The organism is Flavobacterium chungnamense, assembly GCF_039539165.1.
GTDB classification, from domain to species: domain Bacteria; phylum Bacteroidota; class Bacteroidia; order Flavobacteriales; family Flavobacteriaceae; genus Flavobacterium; species Flavobacterium chungnamense.
Genome location: NZ_BAABCS010000019.1, coordinates 24,023 through 47,296 on the forward strand (window position 1 = coordinate 24,023; position 23,274 = coordinate 47,296).

A 23,274-nucleotide genomic window follows, 5' to 3' on the forward strand; every position below is an offset into this window, starting at 1 on the left:
TTTAAAGCAATTTCCTTCGTATCTTGCTGATCAACTGTAGAATTGAAAAGCATAAAATTAATAGATTTGAAAAACAATCAATGATTAAATATCCCTTTAGCGGTTCCGTTCAGTATTTTTCTAGATTGTATTGGTGCAATAATTACTGTATATAGTGAAATCAGCAATAATGCTATAGGAATAGATTTCAACCCTAATTTAAAATTTTGAATCAAAACTATTACTAGAGGAATATAAATTATAGTTAAAACAGTTAGAGAGATTGTTTGTAATAGGACTTTTCCTGTACTATTTACAAAAACATTAAAGATCATTCCAAACGTAAATACACTCATGTAAATAAAAATTAAAAGGGAAAGGGAAAAAGGAATCTCAACCTTATCACCAACCCATAAATGATAAATTCTGTCTGAAAAAAGTAAAACCAAAAATGAAACCAAACATATAAATAACCACACTTTTATTAATTTTTTTTGTGCACTTTTAATCCAATCTAAATCTTTTTGCATCCAGGCATTGGTATAGGCAGACCAATAAGGTGAAGAAATAGCTGAAAAAACAATATTCATCATAGAAAAAAGGTTAAAAGCAACATTATAACCCACCACTTCGCTTGATCCAATGTAGTTGATAATTATAAAATTAGAGGACTGAAAAAGAACAAGCATGTTTAATTGTACAATAAAAAACTTCAATCCTAATGAGTATAAATTTTTTAGAAGTTTTAATTCTACATACTTTATACTTGGAGATAAATTTTTATTTTTAAAAAAAAAATAATACTAACAATGACCAAAATAAAAACTGGAGAAAATGAAAATACTAAACCCAAGGTAAAAATATTTGCATGGAAATTATTTTTTACAATAAGTAAAGAAATCAAAACCAAAATCTGACTCAAAACCATAATCAACTTCGTTGTAAATAGTTTTTGAAATGCATCAAAAATTGGATTAATCAATTGCAAAATAAATCGAACTATAAAAACATAAACTACTATATTTGCCGTATAAACTAAAAGCTCTTTTGAAACAATAGCCTCATTTGGGCTACCAAAAATTTTAACAAAGTCTAGCTTTGTAGCCACAAAAAAATAGACCAAACTAAGCAAAGACATTATACACAACATAGTAAAATAGGAGGTACTTATTAACTTTCTTGCTAGTAAAGTATCCGAATTTGCCAACGCTTCTCCGAGTCTGTTTTTGAGACCAGTACCCAATCCCAAATCAAAATAGCCAAGCCATACGAAAACAGAACTTATAGTCAACCAAACGCCATACTCTTCTACTGGAACAATAGAAAGTGAAATAGGCAGAATTACGAAACTTGTTGCTACAGTTGCTAGTTGAAAAATTAATGTTAATATAATATTTTTCCCTAGTTTCTTGTTTCTAACATTTTTAAGATTAAATAATTTTTCAATCATTTTTTTATTTATTACTTGTTTTTAAACTTAGACTATAGTCTTTCAACTTATCTAAATCCTGCATTATTTCAAAATTTTCTTCTAAAAAAGAAATATCAAAATCCCACCACTTTAGTTCATTTAAAAAAATAATATCATCGGTATTGAATCTATATTTTACTATTTTAGCTGGAATTCCTGCAACAATTGCATAATCAGGAACATCTTTTGTTACTATCGCACCTAATGCTATAATTGATCCATTTCCTATAGTAACATTATTAAAAATGGTTGTATCTGAGCCAATCCAAACATCATTACCTATATTTATATTCCCTGACACCTCATTAAAATACATTTTATCCGCAAATGTTTTAAAGCCTTTATTATTTGCATAAAATGCTGGATGAGTAGAAGGCATTTCTATTGGGTGTATTCCTATGCCAATTTTAACATTCGAACCAATACTGCAAAACTTTCCTATTATTGCATCTTTTACACGAGTGTTAGTATTAAAGTAGGTATTGTCCCCAATCTCTGCATTTACGATAGAACAATCAGCACCGATAAAAACATCTCTCCCAATCACAGAATTCCTTATAATACAGTCATAGCCTATTAAAGTTCTTTTTGCTTTATAAAATTTAGACAGTTTATAATGTAAAAATGCTTTTCTAATTCTATTATTACCAAAAATATACTTAAAATATTGAATATACATGATTTTTTGTTTGTTGTTTTAGTTTAAATGTTTTGACGGAGTAAAACAAATAACAATACATATAATATTAAGTAAAAATATTTATTCGCGCCAAACATTTCTTTTGACATAATCAGTATAACTAAGGATAATTCTCACTACTTTATCAGAAACATTGGGCATCGAATAATCAGCCACGGCTCTAAAATTTCTTTCGTTACCCACCTTTTGTCCTAAAACTTGCGTTAATCCTTGCAATATTCTTTCTGGAGATAAACCAACCATCATTACTGAAGCTTCTTCCATTGCTTCAGGACGTTCGTGGGCTTCCCTAATATTTAAGGCTCTGAAATTTAAAGTTGAAGATTCCTCCGAAATGGTACCACTATCGGACAAAACTGCAAAAGAACGCATTTGTAAAGCATTATAATCATGAAAACCTAAGGGTTTTAAAAATTTAATTTCTTCACTTACTTCAAGTTTCATTTTCTCCATCATGTTTTTAGTTCGAGGATGTGTTGAAACAATAATAGGCATTTTGTAATGTTCTGCAATAGCATTTAGGGAATCTATTAATCCCCTAAAGTTTTTTTCAGAATTAATATTTTCTTCTCTATGCGAAGAAATTACAAAAAAATTTCCTTCTTCTAAGCCTAATTTATCTAAAACCTTTGAGGCCTTTATTTGTGGTAAATAATGATGCAATACCTCAAACATTGGAGAACCTGTCTTGATAATTCTATCAGCAGACAAACCTTCACGTAATAAATATTCTCTAGCTATACTGCTATATGTTAAATTGATGTCGGAAATATGATCTACAATTTTTCGATTAGTTTCTTCAGGTACCCTCTGGTCAAAACAACGATTTCCTGCTTCCATATGGAATATAGGTATATGTCTTTTTTTGGCAGGTATAGCACACAAACAAGAGTTGGTATCTCCTAAAACCAAAAAAGCATCAGGCTTAACTTGTTCTAATAATGGGTCTATTTTAATCAAAATAGTTCCAATAGTTTCGGTTGCAGTTTTACCGGCTGCATCTAAAAAATAATCGGGTTTACGCAATCCCAAATCCTCAAAGAAAATTTGATTCAATTCATAATCATAATTCTGACCAGTGTGAACAATAACATGTTCTATGGCGTCAGAAGCATCTAATGCATCTAATACTCTTGATAAACGGATGATTTCTGGACGGGTTCCAACTACCGTCATTACTTTTAGTTTAGTGATTGGTGATTGGTGATTGGCGATTGGTGATGTCATATTTTTTGGTGATTAGTGATTAGTGATTAGTGACTAGTATTAAACTACTAATTACCAATTACAAATCACTATTGAACTAAGTAGATATTGATTGATTTAATTAATCCTTAAAACATTCTTGAAATGAAGATTAATTATTCTATTTTTTTTACATCTCATAAGAGATCTATTTTAGATTGCCGAATATTATTAATTGGGTTTCTAATTCCTAAGCACTTGCTAATACTATGTGTAAAAATTGTTTAAATTCTGATTTTTCTTTTCAAGTAGTTCCTTCCGCAATGTGAGAAGGAATTGAAATAGCAGCGCTTATCATTTATGAAACTAATCTAAATAACCTTTCTTTTGGATATTTTTAGTAATTCTTTATTAAACAATTAAATATTCAATAGTTTTTACCAAACATTTAAATCTTTATGTGTTTTTTTTGTGATTAGTTATTAGTAATCAATCGTTGTGACTAGTTACTAATTACAAATCACTAGTCACTGATTCAAAATACGTATCTGGATCCTTTGGATTGTAAAATTCATTTATCCAAAAATTGGTATAGAGTAGTTCTTCTCCTATATTTTTTATGTTATGTGTGTACCAGATTGGCATATCCACATATGCAGGTTGTTTACCATCTAAATAAAAATTCAAAACTTCATCTGTTCCTATTTTTCTTAGCTGTATTAACGCTTTTCCTTTTATAACAGCGAAGCGTTCAATTTTTCTCGTATGAAAATGATTTCCTCTTGTGATTTCGGGTACAGTAGTTGAAAAAGATACTTGTCCTCCAACTCCTAATCGTGTCACTTCTACAAATGAACCTCTTGAATCTGTATGTTGTATAAATTTTATAGGATAATGTGAAGAATAATCGATATAAGATCGATAAGTATTGAAAAGATTAACTTCAAAAATAGAATTCAACATGGGTATTTCTCCATTATCAAAATATCTTTCCTTATAATCTTGTAACATAGATAATACTTCTGAAACTTTATATCTTGCGGTAGGATTTACCGTATAACTTTCGTTTGTTTTACCTAAATTTATTTGATTTAGAATTTCATTTACTAACTCTCCAACATAAATTAATTGTACTTCTCCATCGATGTCTATAGTAGGAGTTTCATTATGGGTTAATTTATAACAAAACGTTGCAATAAAAGAATTATAATTTGGAAAGCAAAATGGACCAAAAACATTCGGAATTAACATTCCAGTAAATATTCCTCCAACTGAAGTTGCCCAAGTGGCTAATAATTGTCGTCCTTCTTTTTTGGATTTACCATATAAATTATCGCGTTCTTCTTGCGATGAGGAGGAAAATAACACATGTGCTTTAGACTTAGTTCTTTCTAATGAAGCGGTTAGACGTTGCACCAATTCAATATTGTTCTTATAAATAAATTCTTGACTCTCATGCCTATTCATTGCTGCTAAATGTACAATCACATCACATTGAGATACAAATTTATCTAAAGCATCAGAATCTTCAAAAAAATCTTTTTTAAACTCAATGCGTTGGTAAATTTCTGGCGTAAGTCCAATAGTATTATATAAATGCTGCCCTACAAATCCGTTTTGTCCTGTTATACCTATTTTTTTCATTTTATTCTCTTTTTCGATGCAGATAATAAATATTTAACATTCAAACTATCAACAACTTGATTTGAAAAAAAAGTAGCACCTTTAACGTTTAAATGCAATTGATCGTGAAATAATTCAGGATTTTTTGAAAATAAGTTGCTTTCAGTAAAATTTATTACTTGTATCTGATTATTTTTTAAATAATCAAATAATTTATTCTTTATTTTATTAGTCTTATCATAATCAATATAGGATGGAGAAATTATTACAAGAAATTGTACTCCCTTTTTGTCACAAAGTTTTTTCATTTTTGTAACATATTCTAATTGGCTACTTAAAATGGTATTTATTTTTATTTTCATTTCATTTGAAAATAATTCAGGTTTATAATAGAACTGAACAAACGTTTTTAGATTTATTGATTGCGGTAGTGCAGTATAACCATCTTTCTTTTTTGCTGCAAACTTGTCATAGAACAAATCAAATAAAGTAGAATTGTATTTTAGTGTATTAATCCAAAAAGTTATTTCTTTATTGTCCGGATTCTTTTTAACAATTTCTGAAAAACTTGGATATAGAGAGCATAAAGGCATCAAAGAAGTTAATTTTTCAAATTGTTTTTCATCTACCAAAATATTTGGTGCTATGTCTAAAATTACAAGTTGAGGGGAAGATTCTTTAAGTCGTTCGTTTAAAACAGCATGAGTATATAAAGTTCCATATCCTCCTTGCCCTCCGTTGAAAGTACTTAAATTACATTTTTTTGATATCAGTTCAGAATTATAGTGATTTTGAGCTCTTGAACTACCTAAAATTAATATTTTGGAAGTGTCTTTTATAGTATTGTTTACAACACCTAAAAATCCTGTTTTTAATTTTAAAACGCTATTTTTTGCAACAATTCCAATAGTAAAATCGATTCCAAAAAAAAGAATTAAAAATAAAAGTACATTGATTAAATTTTTTTTCATTAGAATTGAAAATATATAAATTGTCCTCCATCAAATACCCCCATATAAAAAATTGCTAGAACTAAAGCAACAAATAATGTAATAATTCCAAAAGAACATTTTTCGTTTTGCAAGAAATTATCATTACCTTTTCTTTCTGCAAAAACATCTAATACTACTAAAATAGAAATTGCTATAAACCCGTAAAACAAAGTTTTAGGATCTAAAAACACGTTGTTATCTATTTGTACCGCTTTTTTTAGAATTATTATAGCGTCAGAGACACTGTTGGATCGGAAGAAAATCCAAGCAAAACTAACCGCTATAAAAATAAACATACGCTTTAGGATTCGCAAACTAAGATGTTTCTCCAACAAAGATTTCTTTTTTTTATTTTTTAACAGGTTTTCAATAATTAAATACAATCCGTGTAATCCACCCCATAACAAAAAAGTCCAATTGGCACCATGCCAAAGACCACTTATTACAAACGTAATCAACAAGTTTAAATATCTTCTTGAAACACGAACCTTGTTTCCTCCTAAAGGAATATAAACATAATCGCGAAACCAACTAGATAAAGATATATGCCAACGTTTCCAGAAATCTGTAAAAGACAAAGCCATATATGGGCGATTAAAATTGAGCATAAGATCAAAATCAAACCATTTTGCTATACCTTTTGCTATGGTAGAATACCCTGCAAAATCGCATAAAATCTGAAAAGAAAAGCAAAAAGTAGCTAACCACATTGTTAATCCATGATGTGAATTCACGTTATTGTAAACACTATCAACATATAAAGATAATCTATCGGCTATGACTAGCTTCATGAAAAAGCCCAAAATAATATATTTAGAACCTTGTATGAAATTAGTAGCTTTAAATTGTTGGACCTTTCTAAATTGGGGTAATAAATTTTCACTTCGCTCTATTGGTCCTGCAACCAATTTAGGAAAAAAAGCTATAAAAAGAGCATAAATACCAATATTACGTTCTGCTTTTAATTTGTGATGATACACATCAATTGTGTAACTTAATGTTTCAAAAGTATAAAAGGATATTCCGACTGGAAGCAACCATTCTATCAGAGGAAATTGTGAAGACTTACTTAATAAAGTAGAATTTAAATTTATTGAAAAAAAATTATAATATTTAAAAAAGAATAATACCGATAAAGAAGATAGTATTGAACCATAGAGATATCTCTTTTGTATGTATTTTTCTGAAGTATTCTCAATTTGAATAGCAGCAAAAAAGGAAATTAAAGTAGTAAATAGAATTAATACTAGGTAATTATAATTCCAACTCATGTAGAAATAATAACTGGCAACCAACATCAAAATCCATCGAAATCTTTGTGGAATAATCCAGTATAATGGAAAAAGAAATAATATAAAGTAGATGAAATGGAACGAATTAAATAACATAATTGTATTTTAGTAATAACTATTTCTAAGTAAAAATTTAATAGTTTTTTAAATCAAAAAGGTAAACTGCCTTTATAGCATGTATTTCCATTCATCTTTAACAGCACCTAATTCAAAATCAGAAAAAGCCAAGAGTTGTGCCTTTTTTTCTAGAGTGTGAATACAAGTAACGAATCCTGCTGGAATATGTAAAACATCTAAGGAATTGGACAATAGTTTAAATGATAGAATTTCTTGAGAATAATCTTGATTTTCAAAAGCAAGAATTGGTTTCACGTCAATTTGAAAACTTCCCACAATTGCTATAAACCAACGTTGCTCTATTTTATGACCTTGCCAACCTCGGATGCTATTACTAGTGTTGTTTTCAATGGTGTACATTCTTTTAATGACTGACATATTAAAATCATTATTAAATTTCACAATACCTCGCTCATCTTTATGACAACCACCGAAAATTAATTTTGGTTTCATAGATTATTTAGTATATAAAATATTTATCCTAAATACGAATCTACTGCTTCTCCAAATACTTCTTTACGAATTAAAGGCAGTTTAGATACTAATTTTTTCAATCCTTCCACTCCTTGTTGGTTCGCATTATGGGAATGGTAGTCTTGAATTACTGCAATTTCTGCGTCTCCCTCGGAGAAATACTTAGCATAATTTAAATCGCGATTGTCAGCTGGGATACGATAAAAATCACCCATATCTTCGGCTTTCATCATCTCTTCTCTAGTACATAACGTTTCATATAGCTTCTCACCATGACGGGTCCCAATTATTCTGACTTCTGTTTGTTTCTCAGTCAATTCCATTAAAGCAGTTGCCAGGTCACCAATAGTTCCTGCAGGAGCTTTGTTTACAAATAAGTCTCCTGAATTGCCATGTTCAAATGCAAATAAAACCAAATCAACTGCATCATCTAACGACATAAAAAATCGGGACATTTTAGGGTCGGTGATTGTAATCGGCTGGCCTTTTAGAATTTGATTTAAAAATAATGGGATAACAGAACCTCTTGAGGCCATCACATTTCCATAGCGGGTTAAGCAAACAACAGTATCGGTTAAGTTCCTTGCCTCTGCAACCGCTACTTTTTCCATCATTGCCTTTGAAATACCCATAGCATTAATAGGATAAGCTGCTTTATCGGTACTTAAACAAATAATTTTTTTTACTTTGTTAACTGCTGCAGCGCGAATAACATTTTGGGTTCCTTCAACATTTGTTTTAACCGCTTGCATAGGGAAAAATTCACAAGAGGGCACTTGTTTTAATGCTGCTGCATGAAAGATGAAATCTACACCACGAGTTGCAGGTTCGACACTATTAAAATCACGTACATCGCCAATATAATATTTTATTTTATCGTTTTTATATAAATTTCGCATATCGTCTTGCTTTTTTTCATCTCGAGAAAAAACACGAATTTCTTTAAAATGATTCGTAAAAAGGAATCGATTTAGAACAGCAGATCCGAAAGATCCTGTACCACCAGTTATAAGAAGGATTTTATCAGATATCATAACTTTATTTTAATATTTTTTATTATAAATTAAATTTTACTAAATCAATATCCTACAATTTTGCATCTGCTTCTCCCAATACTCCTTTAACATCATACAAAATACTAATAGTATTTTGCAAAGTAGTAAAATCAATATCTATAAATTCCTTGTGAGATACCCCTAAAACAATCGCATCAAATTTTTGATTGGGTATAGTATTGGTTGATTTCAATCCATACTCATGAAAAACTTCTGCTGGATTTGCCCACGGGTCAAAAATAGAAACTGAAACACCATAATCTACTAAGGCATTAACCACATCTACAATTTTAGTATTACGAACATCGGGACAATTTTCTTTAAAGGTTATTCCTAACATTAATAACTTAGAACCTTTAATAGAAATCCCTTTTTTAATCATCAACTTCACTACTTGCGAAGCAACATATTCTCCCATACTATCATTTAAACGACGACCTGCCAAGATAATTTCTGGATGATAACCAGCTTCTTGCGCTTTTTGAGCTAAATAATAAGGATCAACACCTATACAATGTCCGCCAACTAAGCCCGGTTTAAAGGGTAAAAAATTCCATTTGGTACCTGCAGCTTCTAGTACAGCATGAGTATCAATATCAAGTAGATTAAATATTTTTGCCAATTCATTTACAAAAGCAATATTGATATCACGTTGTGAATTTTCAATTACTTTAGCAGCTTCTGCAACTTTAATACAAGGTGCTAAATGCGTTCCTGCTACAATAACGCTTTTATATAAATCATTTACTTTTTCTCCAATTTCTGGAGTAGATCCTGCGGTGACTTTTAGGATTTTTTCTACTGTATGCTCTTTATCTCCGGGGTTAATACGTTCAGGTGAGTAACCTGCAAAGAAATCCTTATTGAATTTTAGACTAGAAACTTTTTCTAAAACTGGAATACACTCTTCTTCAGTAGCACCAGGATATACAGTCGATTCATAAATAACAATGTCACCTTTTTTTAATACTTTGCCTACTGTTTCACTGGCTTTGTAAAGTGGTGTTAAATCGGGACGATTGTTCTTATCTACGGGTGTCGGAACGGTTACAATGTAGTAGTTACAATCAACAATATCTGTTAATAAATCTGAACAATGTAATCCAGTTGTGTCGGTATTAAAATCTTTTACCAAAACAGCTTGCAAGTCTTCATCACTAACTTCAAGGGTTTTGTCAATTCCAGAATTTAATTCTGTTATTCGGCTTTTATTGATATCAAAACCTACTACTTGATACTTTGTGGCAAAAAGACGTGCTAAAGGCAATCCTACATATCCTAAACCAATTACTGCAATTTTAGTACTCATTATTTCACATCTATGAACCAATGGCTTTATAGATAAAGCCAATTTGTTCTAATTCTTTTTTATTTAATAAATTTCTACCATCAAAAATAAATGCAGGTTTTTGCATTTGGTCGAATATCTTTTTCCAATCATATGACTTAAATATATCCCATTCGGTTACTATTAGAATCGCATGAGCATCTTTACATGCATCAACATAATTAGAACTTACTTTTAACCCTTTTATATTTTCAATTTCCGAGCGACTTTTCAAGGAATTTAAGTCTGAATATATTTGATTTTCTTCTACTTTAGGGTCAAACACAACTAAGTTTGCTTGTTCTTCAATCAAATCATTGGCAACATAAATGGCAGGAGATTCTCTAGAGTCATTAGTGTCTTTTTTGAAAGACCATCCTAAAAGAGCAATTTTCTTTCCAGATAGTGTATTATATAAAGTTTTCACTATGTTTTTTGAAAAGCGTCTTTTTTGATAATCATTCATAATGATTACTTGTTCCCAATAATCAGCTACTTCATTTAATCCATAGGATTTTGCAATGTAGACTAAATTTAAAATATCTTTTTGAAAACAAGAGCCACCAAAACCAACAGAGGCTTTTAAAAATTTTGAACCAATTCTACTGTCCATACCAATAGCTCTGGCTACTTCGTTGACATCAGCGCCTGTTTCTTCACATAATTCACTTAAAGCATTAATAGAAGAAACTCTTTGCGCTAAGAATGCATTAGCAGTTAACTTTGATAATTCAGAAGACCAAACATTTGTTGTTAAAATTCTATCTTTTGAAACCCAATTTGCATAAATGTCAACTAACTTACTTATAGCTTCTTGACCTTCAGGCGAAGATTCTCCTCCCACTAGAACTCTATCTGGCTCTTGTAAATCTCTTACAGCAGTTCCTTCGGCTAAGAATTCTGGGTTGGATAAAATCTGAAACTTAAAACCATTTCCCGTATTTTCTAATATGTTTTTTATAGCTTCGGCTGTTCTAACTGGCAATGTTGATTTTTCAACAACAATTTTGTTGCCTTTAGAAACTCTTGCAATTTGTCTGGCACACAATTCAATATACTTTAAATCTGCAGCCATACCCTTTCCTTCACCATAATTTTTTGTGGGTGTATTAACGGATATAAAAATCATATCGGCTAAATCAATAGCTGAATCAACATCAGTAGAAAAAAATAAATTTCTTCCACGAGACTGAGAAACTACATTGGCTAAACCTGGCTCGTAAATTGGAAGATTATTTAAATCGTCATCATTCCATGCGGCTATTCGTTTCTCATTTAAATCAACAACAGTAACCTTAATGTGTGGACATTTTTGGGCAATAACAGCCATGGTAGGTCCTCCTACATAGCCAGCTCCAATACAACAAATATTTTTGATCATTTCTTGATATTATAAATTTTTCCAATACCAATCTACAGCTTGTTCTAAACCTTGCTTCATGGAAAATTTTGGGCTATATCCTAATAATTTTTTTGCTTTATCAATACTTGCTAAAGAATGTGGTATATCACCGGCCCTGTTAGGACCGTGAAGTATTTCTACAGACTGTATTTGAGTATTGTATTTTGATAAAATTTCTTTTAAACTTCCTACTAATTGATTTAAAGTAGTTCGATCACCAAAAGCTGTATTATAAACTGTATTTATAGCGTCCGGATTGGTTGTTAGCATAGCCAACTCATTCATTTGAATTACATTATCGATATAAGTGAAATCTCTTGAATAATTTCCATCTCCATTAATTATTGGATTTTCAAGATTCATAAATTGCTTTACAAATAATGGAATCACTGCTGCATAGGCACCATTTGGATCTTGTTTGCGTCCAAAAACATTAAAATATCGTAAACCAATTGTTTCTAATCCATAAGTTGAGCTAAAAATTCCAGCATAAAGTTCATTTACATATTTTGTAATTGCATAAGGAGAAAGTGGTTTACCAATTACATCTTCAGTTTTTGGTAATACCTCTGAATCGCCATAAGTTGAGGAACTTGCAGCATAAATAAAACGCTTAACCTTAGCGTCACGTGCGGCAACCAACATATTTAAAAAACCCGAAATATTTACATCATTAGTAGTTATTGGGTCTTTGATAGATCTTGGAACCGAACCTAATGCCGCTTCGTGTAAAACATAATCACAGCCTTCAACTGCAATTTTACAATCTTCTAAATTCCGAATATCACCTTCAATTAATTGGAAGTTGGAATTAGTAAATAAATGTTCTATATTTTTATGATGACCGGTAGCAAAATTATCCAAACAAACAACAGCGTATCCTTTGTTAAGAAAATGTTCACATAAATTGGAGCCAATAAAACCTGCTCCTCCTGTGATTAATATGTTTGTTTTTTTCATTAGTTTTAATACAATTTATGAAACTCTATTTTTTATTTTTTGACGGATCTCAACTAATAAATAATGATAAAGAAATTAATTATTATTATATTTTTGAAGCAATTAAATGTCTTAAAGCAGAACTTGAAAAACGATGGGCGCGTTTGTTAAAATACAAAGTGATGTTAGAACTTTCGCAATAAGCACGAGCCGTAAAATTTTTATCCTCATATTCATCCCCAACAATTCTAACTTGAATAGGAAAACTTTTAAGTATATCTTCCAAATCCTGTTCGGTTGTATAAGGAACGATTTCGTCCACATGTTTACAGCCCTTTAATTGAATATATCGTTCAACGACCGATGGATGGGTTTGTTTTTTTCTGGACGATCAATAGTTGGATCAGTTTGCAATCCAACAATCAAGTAGTCGCATTGGCTTTTTGCTTCTTCAAGCATTTTTACATGACCTGCATGCAATAAATCGAAAGCGCTAAAAGTAATTCCTATTTTCATTTTTTCCACGGCTTCGCCATATGAGTCACACAAGTGATGCATATGGTACAAACTATTTTACTATTTTTAACTTAATATATTATCGAAACCAATACTCCTAGCTGTTCTAGAGCAATAGTTACATGCTTTGCATTTACCTTTACAACCGTACCCTCGTTATTTTGGAAAGGGCCATCGTTTATTTTTAATCTTGAACCAACAGCAATAGTCTCGATTTTTAATGAGGAATACGACTTAGTCAAAGATTCTCTTAAACCAATAATCTCGTAATCATATACAACTGCAGGTTTCCCCATCCAAAAAAGATAACGAACTACTCCTGGAACATCAAATACCTTAAATCTATTTTCAAAATCAACTCTAATAAAAACATAAGATTTTATCAAAGGGACAATTATTTTTTTCTTTCGATCCGACCATTGCCTAACTTCTTCAACAACAGGGCAATAAGCCTCAATATTAATTTTTTGAAGACGTTCAAGTACCTTTAGTTCTTGCTGTGGCTTAGTATATATGACGAACCAATTCAAATTATTTATTTTTTTATGTTTGAAGAACTTGTGTTTTAAAATTTTAATCTAACGGAAAGAATATTAAAATCATAATTATTGATCAATCAACTTACTCAGATATTCTTGATCAGCTTTAGTGTTTTCTTCTAAAATATCTTTATTCTTAATGATACGTCTTAATAAAAAAATAATTTCTTTTTTTACTCTTTCATAACTTGCCTTTCTTCTATCGTCTTCGTAGTTAATCAACTCTTGTTCATAAAACAATAATGATTTATAATCTTCTACAACTTGGTTGAAAGCCGTGAAGTGCTTAATTGAAAGTATAGCGACATTGTTCATTATATATTTTTTTACTACAAATTTTGAATAAATAAGCAGTAATAAACCTTTCAAAGTAATAAATGGAATTAATAAGGGAATATTTGAAATAAATAAACGTTGTGTCAATTTTGCAATTGAATGTTATAAATAAATAATACAATGATTAGAATTAATTATATTTGTAGTAAATCTGTTTTCAAACAGCTTATTTCTTTAACTGATGAAAAAAATTAAAGATGCTGATAAAAAACTTGATTCCGATAAATCTGCAAAACAATTTAAGCAAAAACCATTTAATAAGCTTCGTGTTTTATTCGTTTGCAAAACGCAATTTAAATAGAGAATTTTAAGATGCAATGCAATAAATTTTAAACAAAACATCGCTTTTTTCAATTTAGTGATATTATAAAAAGAAGTACATTCTCAGCAACATTCAATAATACAAAAGTGGAGTTCTAAGTAAATAATTTAAATAGTTAACATCAGTATTGCAGCATGCATAAAGACATTTTGAGTTGCTTGGGAAAACCTAAAGAAGAAAAACAACAATAGCTTCTTAGAAGAGTAAAATGACATTATAATTAATTTATGTTTTGACAAAAGATAAAATGATTATAAAGCATTTGAGATTTTACAACCCAAAAATAAGTTTTATAACTCGAATAAAAGATAATGCTTCTTATACAAGGGTTGATAAGAAAATTTATAAAGGTTTTAAAAAAATGACATTATAAGTTAATAATAAAAAAAGGTAAAGACTTAAGCTCATTAAGATTACAAAAAAGTTACTTTTTATTATCAAGAAAACAAAAGAGAATTTACATATATAATCCATTTTTTTATCGAAGATTAGTAACCATTCGTCTACACTTAAGTCAATTTCAACGAATAAATAAAACACATCAATACATATCCAATAAATTTATAAAAAAAAACTAATATTTAAAATCGCTTTTTTTATAAAACTCCTTTAAATACTTACAATGAACTATCTTTATAATTACTTGTTAAAACTTCTTACAATAATTAAATTAATGTCCGAATATTACCTAATAAAGACCAAATATTAAATTAAACAGATGAAAACAAGGTAATTTTTATTTATTTTGTATTTAAAACCCCTAAAATATGAAATTAGACATAATTTTTTTCAAAACCGAAAAGTTACTAAACGATGAGATAATTAACTTTACAAATTCTTTTTCAAACCACACACTAAATTTAAAATTTGCTAATTCGTTAAAAGAATTAAATAGTGTCTATGATGTAAAAAAAATAAACATTCTTTTATTAGACACATCAACTGATTATCTTGATGTAATAAGTTTTTTAAACGATACCCAAATAATTGTATCAAAAATTATAATTTTATCAAAAGTTAAAGAACAAATTTTTGATTTTTTAAAATATAATATCTTTAATTTTTTGGTTCTACCTTCAAGTATATCTGAGATTTTATCTTGCCTAAATAAATGTATTAATAAAATAAATGATGAGATAAACCTGCATGAACTAAAAATTGCTGAAACTAAATTCCAAAAATTCATCCCAATAAACTCAACAAAAAAGATTGAACTTATTAGACTAGATGAAATAATCTGCTTTGAGGCAGATGGCAGATATACACTAATTTATTTGAACAATGGAGTAAGTAAAATGGCAAGTAAAAACTTGGGCGAATTTCAAAAACTATTAGATCCAGATATATTTTGTAGAATTCATCATAAATTCATAATTAACTTGAATAATTTGGTAAATATCATAAAATCAGATGGTTATTATTGTGAGATGAAAAACAATAAAAATGTTCCAGTTTCAAAAAGAAAATTAGATGATTTGAATGCAGCCTTAAATATTGGAAAACATTTATTTTAGTTTAAATCAATTTACTGCCATTTATTCAAAAATATAATTCACTTATTACTAATCTAAGAAAAGCAATTTAGTGGCTTCATACCTTTGTTGTACTTAAAGAAAACTAAGGTGAAAAATATATTAAGTCATTTTTTAAATTCTTATCAAATTCAACAGGAATATTGGTATCTCTTTTTTTTTATTGTTTCCTGGTTTATCAGCTACGTATCTTTTCCAGTTATTATAAATATTTCAAACGAAAAAAATCTTGTAGCTACACCTTCTGAAAGAAGTGCACATATAATCAAAACTCCAACGTTGGGAGGCGTTGGAATTTTTATAGGTTTTATTTTATCATTTACTTTATTTGGAGCAATATTTAAAAACATACAAGCCTATCACTTAATAGGATCTGTAGTGGTGTTATTTTTTTTAGGACTAAAGGACGACATATTAGTTTTACCAGCTAAAACCAAATTTTTGGTACAATTTTTAGTTGCACTTTCAGTCATATTAAGTTCCAATTTAACAATTAACAATTTATACGGGTTTTTAGGAATCTATCAGATAAATGAATTTTTATCCGTTGTATTAACAGTTTTTGTATTTATTCTCGTAATTAACGCATACAATCTAATTGATGGAATAGATGGATTAGCTGGAATAATAGCCATTTGTTTTCTAATTTTTACTGCTGTCATTTTTTACTGCTCAAAAAATACAGCTATGTGCATTATAACGTTAACACTACTAGGATCTATTGTGGCATTTTTAAAATATAATCTATCAAAGAAGGACAAGATTTTCATGGGAGATACCGGATCTATGATTGTAGGGTTTCTATTGGCATTTTTAACAATTAATTTATTAACAATAAAACAAGTAATTATTTTGAACGCAACATATGAAATAAATCCAATATTAATGATTTCATTATTGTTTTATCCTTTAATAGATACTGCTAGAATTTTTTTTATTAGAATTTTTATATACAAAAAAAGTCCATTTAAAGCAGATAAAAATCATATACATCACAGACTTTTAGAGTTAAATTTTAAACATTGGCAAGTTAGTGTTTTTGTTGGAATTGTAACGCTAATATTATCAACTTTGAGCATCTTAATTGATGATTTAAATATTCATTTTCAACTGTTAATTATTGTAATTTTAGGAACAACTTTTTTTTCTATTCCACAATTAATACAAAAAAAAAGACAATTGATGCTTAGTTCTTTGAGAAAAGGAATGTTTTTTTTAATCGCTACACTAGCTTTTATCTCAGCAACATCATGTTCTTCAAAGAAGGATTTATTATATTTCCAAAATGGCAAGAAAAATGCCATTGAAGATAATAGAATATTAGATCAGAAAATCGAAACTAACGATATACTTTCAATAAAAATTGTATCATTAGATATCGAATCTTCTAGAATTTACAATATTGATTTGCTAAACGGAATTACTAGTGGTACAGTAAATCCTGAAATCATAAAAATTAATGGTTATCTGGTGAATGACGAAGGTTTTATTACATTACCAGTTTTAGGTCAATTAAAAGTAAACGACAAAACCACAAGAGAACTTGAACTGTTTTTATCTAAAAAATTAATGAATGACGGCCATTTAAAGGAGCCAACAGTAACTGTAAGATTACTAAACTCAAAGTTGACTGTATTGGGTGAAGTTCGTCAACCAGGGACATTCACTTTTTATGAAAAAAATTTAACGTTATTACAAGCTATTGGAATGGCGGGTGATTTAACAATCAATGGAGAAAGAAAAGATGTTTTACTAATAAGATATGAAAACAACACTAAAACTATAAATCATATTGACCTTACTACTACTGACTGGATGAGCTCCAATCTTTTTTACGTAAAACAAAATGATGTAATTATAGTGAACCCTAATAATGCAAAAATCAAATCTGCAGGAATTATTGGCAATGCAGGAACATTGATTTCGGTATTTTCTTTATTACTAACTGGATTTTTATTAATAAAAAATTAAACACATTGGATCAAAAATTTGAAGAACAATTAGATTTAAAAAAAGAAATTTTTAACTACTTATATTACTGGAAGTATTTTGTCTTGTCTACTATAATTACATTAACATTTGCTAGTATATATTTAAGATATTCTAATCCGATTTATGTTGTCGAATCAAAAATAAAAATCCTACAGGAATCCGACAAAGGCTTAAAATTACCTTCTGAACTTCTAGGTTTGATGGCTGGTAAAGCTCAGGTAAACATGGATAACGAAGTAGAAAATATAAAATCTAGAAGATTATTCGGTCCTGTGGTTTCAGAGTTAAATCTTACTACTTCTTATCTTTCAAAAGGAAAATTCAAAACTATTGAATTGTGGAATGCTCCTATAAAAGTTACTTCTCTTTGTAATAAAGATTCATTAAACAGCGTAAATTTTACTTTGACCATAAAAAAAAATGGTTATTTAATTTCTAGGCCTAATGAGAAACCGATTTTTTTTAACGGCTCACATGTGAAAGGTAAAATTAGTAATGTAGATTTCATTATTGAGCCTAATTTAAATTACGATAAAAACATAAAACAAAAAACGTTCTTAATTCAAATAAACCCTTACATATATACTGTTGAATCTCTAAAAAGTAAAATTAGTGTTGAAACTGTTGGAAAAGAAAGTGAAATACTGTCTATCAAAATCCAAGAAAGTAATAGAAAAAAAGGGGTTGAAATTCTAAATAAAATTGTTGAAATATTCAACATTGATGGTATAAAAGATAAAAGGGAAGTAAATAAAAAAACTGTAGATTTTATTGATAACCGATTTAAGAATTTAACATTCGAATTGGACAGCATTGAAAATCAAAAAAGAGATTTTAAAAAATCTAAGGATATGAGCTTTATTGAAGCTGATGCAGGAATAGAAGTGACAAAAAAAGCTAATTCTGATTTAAATTTATTTAAAATTGAAACTCAAATTGAATTATCCAACTTGCTTAAGGAAGCATTAAATACATCTAAAACAACTATTTTGCCAGCCAATATTGGTTTAGACAACATTATTATAACTAACTTAATTAGTGAATATAACACCTTTATATTACAAAGAGATAAGTTAATCAAAACAGCCGGAAATGAAAATCCAACATTAAAAGGATTAGAATCTCAAATAAGTATATTAAAAAGCAACATTAATGAATCAATAACGACCTACAACAAACAATTAAAAATTAGTTTATCACAACAACAATATGATTTTTCAAAATCATCAAATGATGTACTTGAAATCCCTTCTAATGAAAAAATATTAAGAAGTATAGAAAGGCAACAAAAAATCAAGGAAAACTTGTACCTATTATTACTTCAAAAAAGAGAAGAGTCTGCAATAGCTTATGCAGTAACTGCACCTTCAATAAAAGTTATTGAATATGCTTTTGCTTCTCTTAAACCTATTGCACCAAAAAAGAATATAATTTATTTAGCAGCGCTTGCACTTGGACTATTGATTCCATTTAGTATTATTTATATTTTGAATCTTTTTGATAATAAAATTAAAGATCAAAACGACATAGAATTTAAAAATTCACAAATACCTGTTATTGGTGAAATCCCTTTCTTCAAAGATTTCAAACTATTTGCTGAAAAAAACGATAGATCAGTTAATGCTGAAAGCTTTAGAATTTTATCATCAAATGTGAATTTTTCTCTACCTCCTAAAGAAAATAAATTAGGACAAGTGATACTGGTAACATCTTCTATTATGGGTGAAGGTAAAACTTTTATAGCAACAAATTTAGCCTTAGCAATGGCAAGTTATAATAAAAAAGTTCTTCTTATTGGTGCAGATATGAGAAAACCAAAACTTCATAATTCGTTAAATATGGATAAAATTGAAAAAGGGTTATCAACATATTTACACAACTATGAAATTAATTGGAAAGATACTTTAGTAAAAGAAAATCCCTACAATGAAAACCTTGATATACTATTTTCAGGATTAATTCCACCTAATCCATCTAATTTAATATCCAATGGAAGATTTGATAAGTTAATTAATGAAGCCAAAACAGAATATGATTATATTATAGTAGACACAGCTCCAACAATATACGTAAATGACACTTTATTAATATCAAACAACGCTGATTTAACTATCTATTTAACAAGGCATGATCATACAGAAAAAAATCTTATTACCTATGTTGACTCTTTAAATGAAAACTCCAAGTTAAAAAATATTGCTTTTATAATAAATGGTATTGGATCTAACGGTAAATATGGCTATGGTTATAATTACAAATATTCGTATAATTATGGTTATGGTTATGGTTATGGAGAAAATACAGAAACTAAAAAAAATAACGCATACTGGAATGCTTTAAAGTTAATTGGGAAAAAGGCTAAAAAATAGGTTATTTTGTAAAAAAATTAACAACTTTTACCAATTCTTACAAAGAAATGTACAGTTATTACAATGCAAAAAAAACATTTCATTAATCCGTTAAATTTACAAATGTTTATTTCATAGTTTTTCTAATTTACTCAATGTAAATTATATAGTAACTCTTATTTAGGGTATAAAGTTACTTTAAACCTCCTCTTCACAGAGGAGGTTTTTTTATACACTTATTTAAAAAAATGACCACTTATTAACTAGTTAGAAAATGACCTATTTAACATATTAAATTTGCAAAATTATACTATAAACTTATTATATTTTTTAATATAGATTAACATTTATAATTTATTGTAAAGCGAAACTATAATGTACTAGTGTTTATAATAATTTTAAATTGTGTAGTTTACTCATTTTTATTTATATGAAAAGATTTACAAAATTTGATTCCTTGTATCTGCGAATCATTTATTTATTATTTTTTATGTTTAGTGTTGCGATGTCAGGGCAAACCTTTTCTGATAATGCTTCAAATTATAGTAATTCATGGTCGAATGGTTCAAATCAGGGTTCGGGTTTTGGCTCATGGTCATTAACTTCGGGAGTTAATTCCGGAAGTTTTATTGGAAATCCAGCAAATAATGGTATGGGGACCAATGGCATTGGTACAACTGCTTTTGGAATGTATGCAACAGGAAGTGGATATTATAACGCTTATCGTTCTATCAATAATGGAATTCAAATAGGTGATACTTTTACCTTCTATTGGGCGATAAATTGGGATGCTTTAAGTGGAGCTAAAGGATTTGATCTTAAATCTGGAGGAACTACTATTTTCAATGTAAATAATGGCAATTCGGCTACCATAACAACAACTAACGGTACAGCAAATACGAACTATGGTACCGCTGCAATGCTTGTGACAATCACGAGAACAAGCGCAAATCTTTATTCTTTTTCGATGACTTCTAGAAGTGGTGGTGCAACCTATACTACTACTATTACTAGTACAGCAACTATTGATGGATTTAATATATATATAGGTAATCAAAATGGGGATGCGCAAAGAAATATGTATTTCAATGGTTTTTCAATAACTAAACCAATTACAGTAGCAAATGGTAATTGGAATCAAACCGCAACGTGGCTAAATAATACAGTTCCGCCGGCAGGTGCTTCGGTTACTATTGATCATAATGTTATAGTAAATACTGATATTAGTTTACGATCTGTTGTTATTAATTCAGGAAAAACACTAACAGCTTCTGATGCTACACCCCGAACAATTACAATCTCAAATGATGGGTCAATTACTAACAATGGTACTTTAGTTGGAAGTAATGGTACAATTTCATTTGCTGGGGCAGCAACCGTTTCTGGAACGATTACATTCAATAATTCGAATCTTTCGGGCGGGGTAAATTTTGGAACCGGTTCAACTATTAATGGAACTTTGACTATAAATAATGGTGGTTTTGTAAATTCGAGTGCTCCTTTTTATAGTTCGAGTTCTATTCTACGATACTCTATAGGTGCAAGTTACGGTAGAGGCGCCGAATGGTCTGCAACTTCTGGCAGAGGTTATCCTAACCATGTTCAAATTTCTGGTAATACTACTTTAAACGCGCACAACAACGACAATACGCAACGACAAATAGCAGGTAATTTAACAATTGATTCAGGTTCTACTTTTACTACAGGTTCAATGGATATTGCTAATCAATCAATAAGTATTATTGTTTTAGGAAATGTTATAAATAATGGAACATTTACCTTAGCCACTTCTTTGGACAGGGTTCGATGCGCTAATTTTAATAATAATAGCGGTGCTATTACTACTTTATCCTCATTGTCTGGTGGGGATCTAGAACTAACAGGAAATTTGATTGACAATGCAACCTTTAACGCCAATACAAGGGCAGTATTTTTTACAGGTACTGGAACACAAGAAATCAGCGGAACCGGTATATTTAACATCGATTATATGGTAGTTAATAAACTTAGTGGTTCTGTAAAATTATTGAATAACTTACTTTGCGAAGGACCAAATGGTGGCAATGCAATTACTTTAACTAATGCATCAGATATTCTAGATCTTAATGGTTTTACTGCCACATTTGGTAAAGCAGGCATCACATCTACTTTTGCTGGAAATGGTTTTATAAGGTCAACTGCAACATCTAATTTGATTGTTAATGGTCTTGGTGCTTTCGGGACTATTCGTTTTGAATCTGGTAATAATATTATCGCAGGTCTTACAATTAATAGAACTGGTTCAGGAACACCAGGTGTAACTTTAGGTACTGCTTTAAATGTTAATTCAACGTTTTCATTAAATAGTGAGGCAACCTTAACTTTAAATGGTAATTTAACGGTTAGTTCGGCCTCAGATAATTCTGTATTAGGTACCATTGCAGGAACTGGAAATTTAGTAAAAACAGGTGCTGGTAATTTAATTTTTTCTGCTGCTAATGGGAATAATACAAGACATACCTATTCAGCAGGAACCACAATTAATGGTGCTGGTACTGGTACTATTACTGTTACAGGGCTTGCAAACATAACCTCTGCTGCAATTACATCAACTACACAAGTGATTACTTTCACATCTTCGACTCCCGCTAATGGCACCTACCAATTATTACCGGGAAATCTAACAGTAGGTGCTCAAAATTTTACTCATAATGCAAATGCTACTAAAATTGTTTCATTTGACTACAGTAATAGTACAATTACTGTTGGAACAGCCACTATTACAACAGGTATTATAAACCCAACTACAACTTGTGCTGGTTCAGTAGTTACAGTTCCTTTTAGTTCTAGCGGAACTTTAACAGGTACCTATACAGCACAATTATCTAATGCAAGCGGTAGTTTTACATCGCCTGTTAATATTGGATCAAGTACAACGTCGCCAATTTCAGCAATAATTCCAGGAGCAACTGCTTCGGGAAATGCTTACAGAATTAGAGTTGTTAGTCTAACCATCCCAATAACTGGATCAGATAATGGTACCAATATCACAGTAAATCCAATTTTAACGGCAAGTGTTAGTATTGCTGCAAGTGAAACAGCAATTTGCCAAGGAACAAGCGTTACTTTTACTGCTACACCTACAAACGGTGGT

At 29.6% G+C, this 23,274-nt stretch carries 19 protein-coding genes and 1 pseudogene; 4 read left to right on the top strand and 16 right to left on the bottom strand.

Features of this window, described 5'->3' with window-relative positions:
• Positions 1–77: 77 nt before the first annotated feature.
• The 15 genes and pseudogenes from ABD771_RS10380 to ABD771_RS10450 all read right to left on the bottom strand — a co-directional run bounded on the left by ABD771_RS10380 (position 78) and on the right by ABD771_RS10450 (position 13,926).
• Positions 78–695 (bottom strand): lipopolysaccharide biosynthesis protein, encoded by a 618-nt coding sequence (locus ABD771_RS10380; protein WP_345094230.1) that lies wholly within the window; start codon positions 693–695, stop codon positions 78–80.
• A 44-nt stretch (positions 696–739) separates the two neighbouring features.
• Positions 740–1,429 carry a hypothetical protein gene (locus ABD771_RS10385; RefSeq protein WP_345094232.1) on the bottom strand — a complete coding sequence of 230 codons (690 nt, stop codon included), beginning with the start codon at positions 1,427–1,429 and terminating at the stop codon, positions 740–742.
• 4 nt (positions 1,430–1,433) lie between these two features.
• Complete coding sequence (locus tag ABD771_RS10390) at positions 1,434–2,129, bottom strand: CatB-related O-acetyltransferase (protein ID WP_345094234.1); 696 nt, start codon at positions 2,127–2,129, stop codon at positions 1,434–1,436.
• Between the two features lie 81 nt (positions 2,130–2,210).
• Positions 2,211–3,344, bottom strand: coding sequence for a non-hydrolyzing UDP-N-acetylglucosamine 2-epimerase (gene wecB, locus ABD771_RS10395; RefSeq protein WP_345094265.1), 1,134 nt, complete (start codon positions 3,342–3,344; stop codon positions 2,211–2,213).
• 504 nt (positions 3,345–3,848) lie between these two features.
• The gene (locus ABD771_RS10400; protein WP_345094236.1) at positions 3,849–4,979 is read right to left on the bottom strand and encodes a polysaccharide biosynthesis C-terminal domain-containing protein; all 1,131 of its coding nucleotides are present in this window, start codon (positions 4,977–4,979) and stop codon (positions 3,849–3,851) included.
• Positions 4,976–5,929 (bottom strand): hypothetical protein, encoded by a 954-nt coding sequence (locus ABD771_RS10405; RefSeq protein ID WP_345094238.1) that lies wholly within the window; start codon positions 5,927–5,929, stop codon positions 4,976–4,978. Before ABD771_RS10405 ends, ABD771_RS10400 begins: the two co-directional genes overlap by 4 nt.
• Complete coding sequence (locus tag ABD771_RS10410; RefSeq protein ID WP_345094240.1) at positions 5,929–7,338, bottom strand: MBOAT family O-acyltransferase; 1,410 nt, start codon at positions 7,336–7,338, stop codon at positions 5,929–5,931. The genes ABD771_RS10405 and ABD771_RS10410 overlap by 1 nt, the downstream gene beginning before the upstream one ends.
• 72 nt (positions 7,339–7,410) lie before the next feature.
• A complete protein-coding gene (locus ABD771_RS10415) occupies positions 7,411–7,812 on the bottom strand; it encodes a WxcM-like domain-containing protein (RefSeq protein WP_345094242.1) in 402 nt (133 codons plus the stop codon).
• A 23-nt stretch (positions 7,813–7,835) separates the two neighbouring features.
• Positions 7,836–8,867, bottom strand: coding sequence for a polysaccharide biosynthesis protein (locus ABD771_RS10420; RefSeq protein ID WP_345094244.1), 1,032 nt, complete (start codon positions 8,865–8,867; stop codon positions 7,836–7,838).
• 52 nt (positions 8,868–8,919) lie between these two features.
• Positions 8,920–10,197, bottom strand: a complete 1,278-nt coding sequence (locus ABD771_RS10425) for a nucleotide sugar dehydrogenase (protein WP_345094247.1) — start codon at positions 10,195–10,197, stop codon at positions 8,920–8,922.
• A 10-nt stretch (positions 10,198–10,207) separates the two neighbouring features.
• On the bottom strand, positions 10,208–11,596 hold the full coding sequence (locus ABD771_RS10430; RefSeq protein ID WP_345094249.1) for a UDP-glucose 6-dehydrogenase: 1,389 nt from the start codon (positions 11,594–11,596) through the stop codon (positions 10,208–10,210).
• A 9-nt stretch (positions 11,597–11,605) separates the two neighbouring features.
• On the bottom strand, positions 11,606–12,577 hold the full coding sequence (locus ABD771_RS10435; RefSeq protein WP_345094251.1) for an SDR family oxidoreductase: 972 nt from the start codon (positions 12,575–12,577) through the stop codon (positions 11,606–11,608).
• An 85-nt stretch (positions 12,578–12,662) separates the two neighbouring features.
• Positions 12,663–13,072: pseudogene (locus ABD771_RS10440) on the bottom strand (adenylyltransferase/cytidyltransferase family protein).
• A gap of 71 nt (positions 13,073–13,143) precedes the next feature.
• Positions 13,144–13,602 carry a UpxY family transcription antiterminator gene (locus ABD771_RS10445; RefSeq protein ID WP_345094253.1) on the bottom strand — a complete coding sequence of 153 codons (459 nt, stop codon included), beginning with the start codon at positions 13,600–13,602 and terminating at the stop codon, positions 13,144–13,146.
• A 75-nt stretch (positions 13,603–13,677) separates the two neighbouring features.
• Entirely contained in the window at positions 13,678–13,926 is a 249-nt protein-coding gene (locus ABD771_RS10450) for a hypothetical protein (protein ID WP_345094255.1), read from the bottom strand.
• A 1,110-nt stretch (positions 13,927–15,036) separates the two neighbouring features.
• Between ABD771_RS10450 and ABD771_RS10455 the strand changes: the two genes are divergently transcribed.
• Positions 15,037–15,783 carry a LytR/AlgR family response regulator transcription factor gene (locus ABD771_RS10455; RefSeq protein WP_345094257.1) on the top strand — a complete coding sequence of 249 codons (747 nt, stop codon included), beginning with the start codon at positions 15,037–15,039 and terminating at the stop codon, positions 15,781–15,783.
• A gap of 200 nt (positions 15,784–15,983) precedes the next feature.
• On the opposite strand, the gene ABD771_RS10460 is transcribed toward ABD771_RS10455, so the two are convergent.
• The gene (locus ABD771_RS10460; RefSeq protein WP_345094269.1) at positions 15,984–16,151 is read right to left on the bottom strand and encodes a hypothetical protein; all 168 of its coding nucleotides are present in this window, start codon (positions 16,149–16,151) and stop codon (positions 15,984–15,986) included.
• A 31-nt stretch (positions 16,152–16,182) separates the two neighbouring features.
• Between ABD771_RS10460 and ABD771_RS10465 the strand changes: the two genes are divergently transcribed.
• The 3 genes from ABD771_RS10465 to ABD771_RS10475 all read left to right on the top strand — a co-directional run.
• Positions 16,183–17,772: a polysaccharide biosynthesis/export family protein gene (locus ABD771_RS10465; RefSeq protein WP_345094267.1), complete on the top strand. Its 1,590-nt coding sequence runs from the start codon at positions 16,183–16,185 to the stop codon at positions 17,770–17,772.
• A 5-nt stretch (positions 17,773–17,777) separates the two neighbouring features.
• The gene (locus ABD771_RS10470; RefSeq protein WP_345094259.1) at positions 17,778–20,162 is read left to right on the top strand and encodes a GumC family protein; all 2,385 of its coding nucleotides are present in this window, start codon (positions 17,778–17,780) and stop codon (positions 20,160–20,162) included.
• Between the two features lie 409 nt (positions 20,163–20,571).
• On the top strand, positions 20,572–23,274 hold a 2,703-nt coding region (locus ABD771_RS10475), incomplete at its 3' end, for a beta strand repeat-containing protein (RefSeq protein WP_345094261.1).

What these genes read in the sequence shown, in the direction of transcription:
- ABD771_RS10385 (WP_345094232.1), bottom strand. Translation starts at nt 1,429, where the DNA reads ATGATTGAAAAATTATTTAATCTTAAAAATGTTAGAAACAAGAAACTA.
- ABD771_RS10390 (WP_345094234.1), bottom strand. Translation starts at nt 2,129, where the DNA reads ATGTATATTCAATATTTTAAGTATATTTTTGGTAATAATAGAATTAGA.
- ABD771_RS10400 (WP_345094236.1), bottom strand. Translation starts at nt 4,979, where the DNA reads ATGAAAAAAATAGGTATAACAGGACAAAACGGATTTGTAGGGCAGCAT.
- ABD771_RS10405 (WP_345094238.1), bottom strand. Translation starts at nt 5,929, where the DNA reads ATGAAAAAAAATTTAATCAATGTACTTTTATTTTTAATTCTTTTTTTT.
- ABD771_RS10410 (WP_345094240.1), bottom strand. Translation starts at nt 7,338, where the DNA reads ATGTTATTTAATTCGTTCCATTTCATCTACTTTATATTATTTCTTTTT.
- ABD771_RS10415 (WP_345094242.1), bottom strand. Translation starts at nt 7,812, where the DNA reads ATGAAACCAAAATTAATTTTCGGTGGTTGTCATAAAGATGAGCGAGGT.
- ABD771_RS10420 (WP_345094244.1), bottom strand. Translation starts at nt 8,867, where the DNA reads ATGATATCTGATAAAATCCTTCTTATAACTGGTGGTACAGGATCTTTC.
- ABD771_RS10425 (WP_345094247.1), bottom strand. Translation starts at nt 10,197, where the DNA reads ATGAGTACTAAAATTGCAGTAATTGGTTTAGGATATGTAGGATTGCCT.
- ABD771_RS10430 (WP_345094249.1), bottom strand. Translation starts at nt 11,596, where the DNA reads ATGATCAAAAATATTTGTTGTATTGGAGCTGGCTATGTAGGAGGACCT.
- ABD771_RS10435 (WP_345094251.1), bottom strand. Translation starts at nt 12,577, where the DNA reads ATGAAAAAAACAAACATATTAATCACAGGAGGAGCAGGTTTTATTGGC.
- ABD771_RS10450 (WP_345094255.1), bottom strand. Translation starts at nt 13,926, where the DNA reads ATGAACAATGTCGCTATACTTTCAATTAAGCACTTCACGGCTTTCAAC.
- ABD771_RS10455 (WP_345094257.1), top strand. Translation starts at nt 15,037, where the DNA reads ATGAAATTAGACATAATTTTTTTCAAAACCGAAAAGTTACTAAACGAT.
- ABD771_RS10460 (WP_345094269.1), bottom strand. Translation starts at nt 16,151, where the DNA reads ATGTTTTTAAATATTGCTCCAAATAAAGTAAATGATAAAATAAAACCT.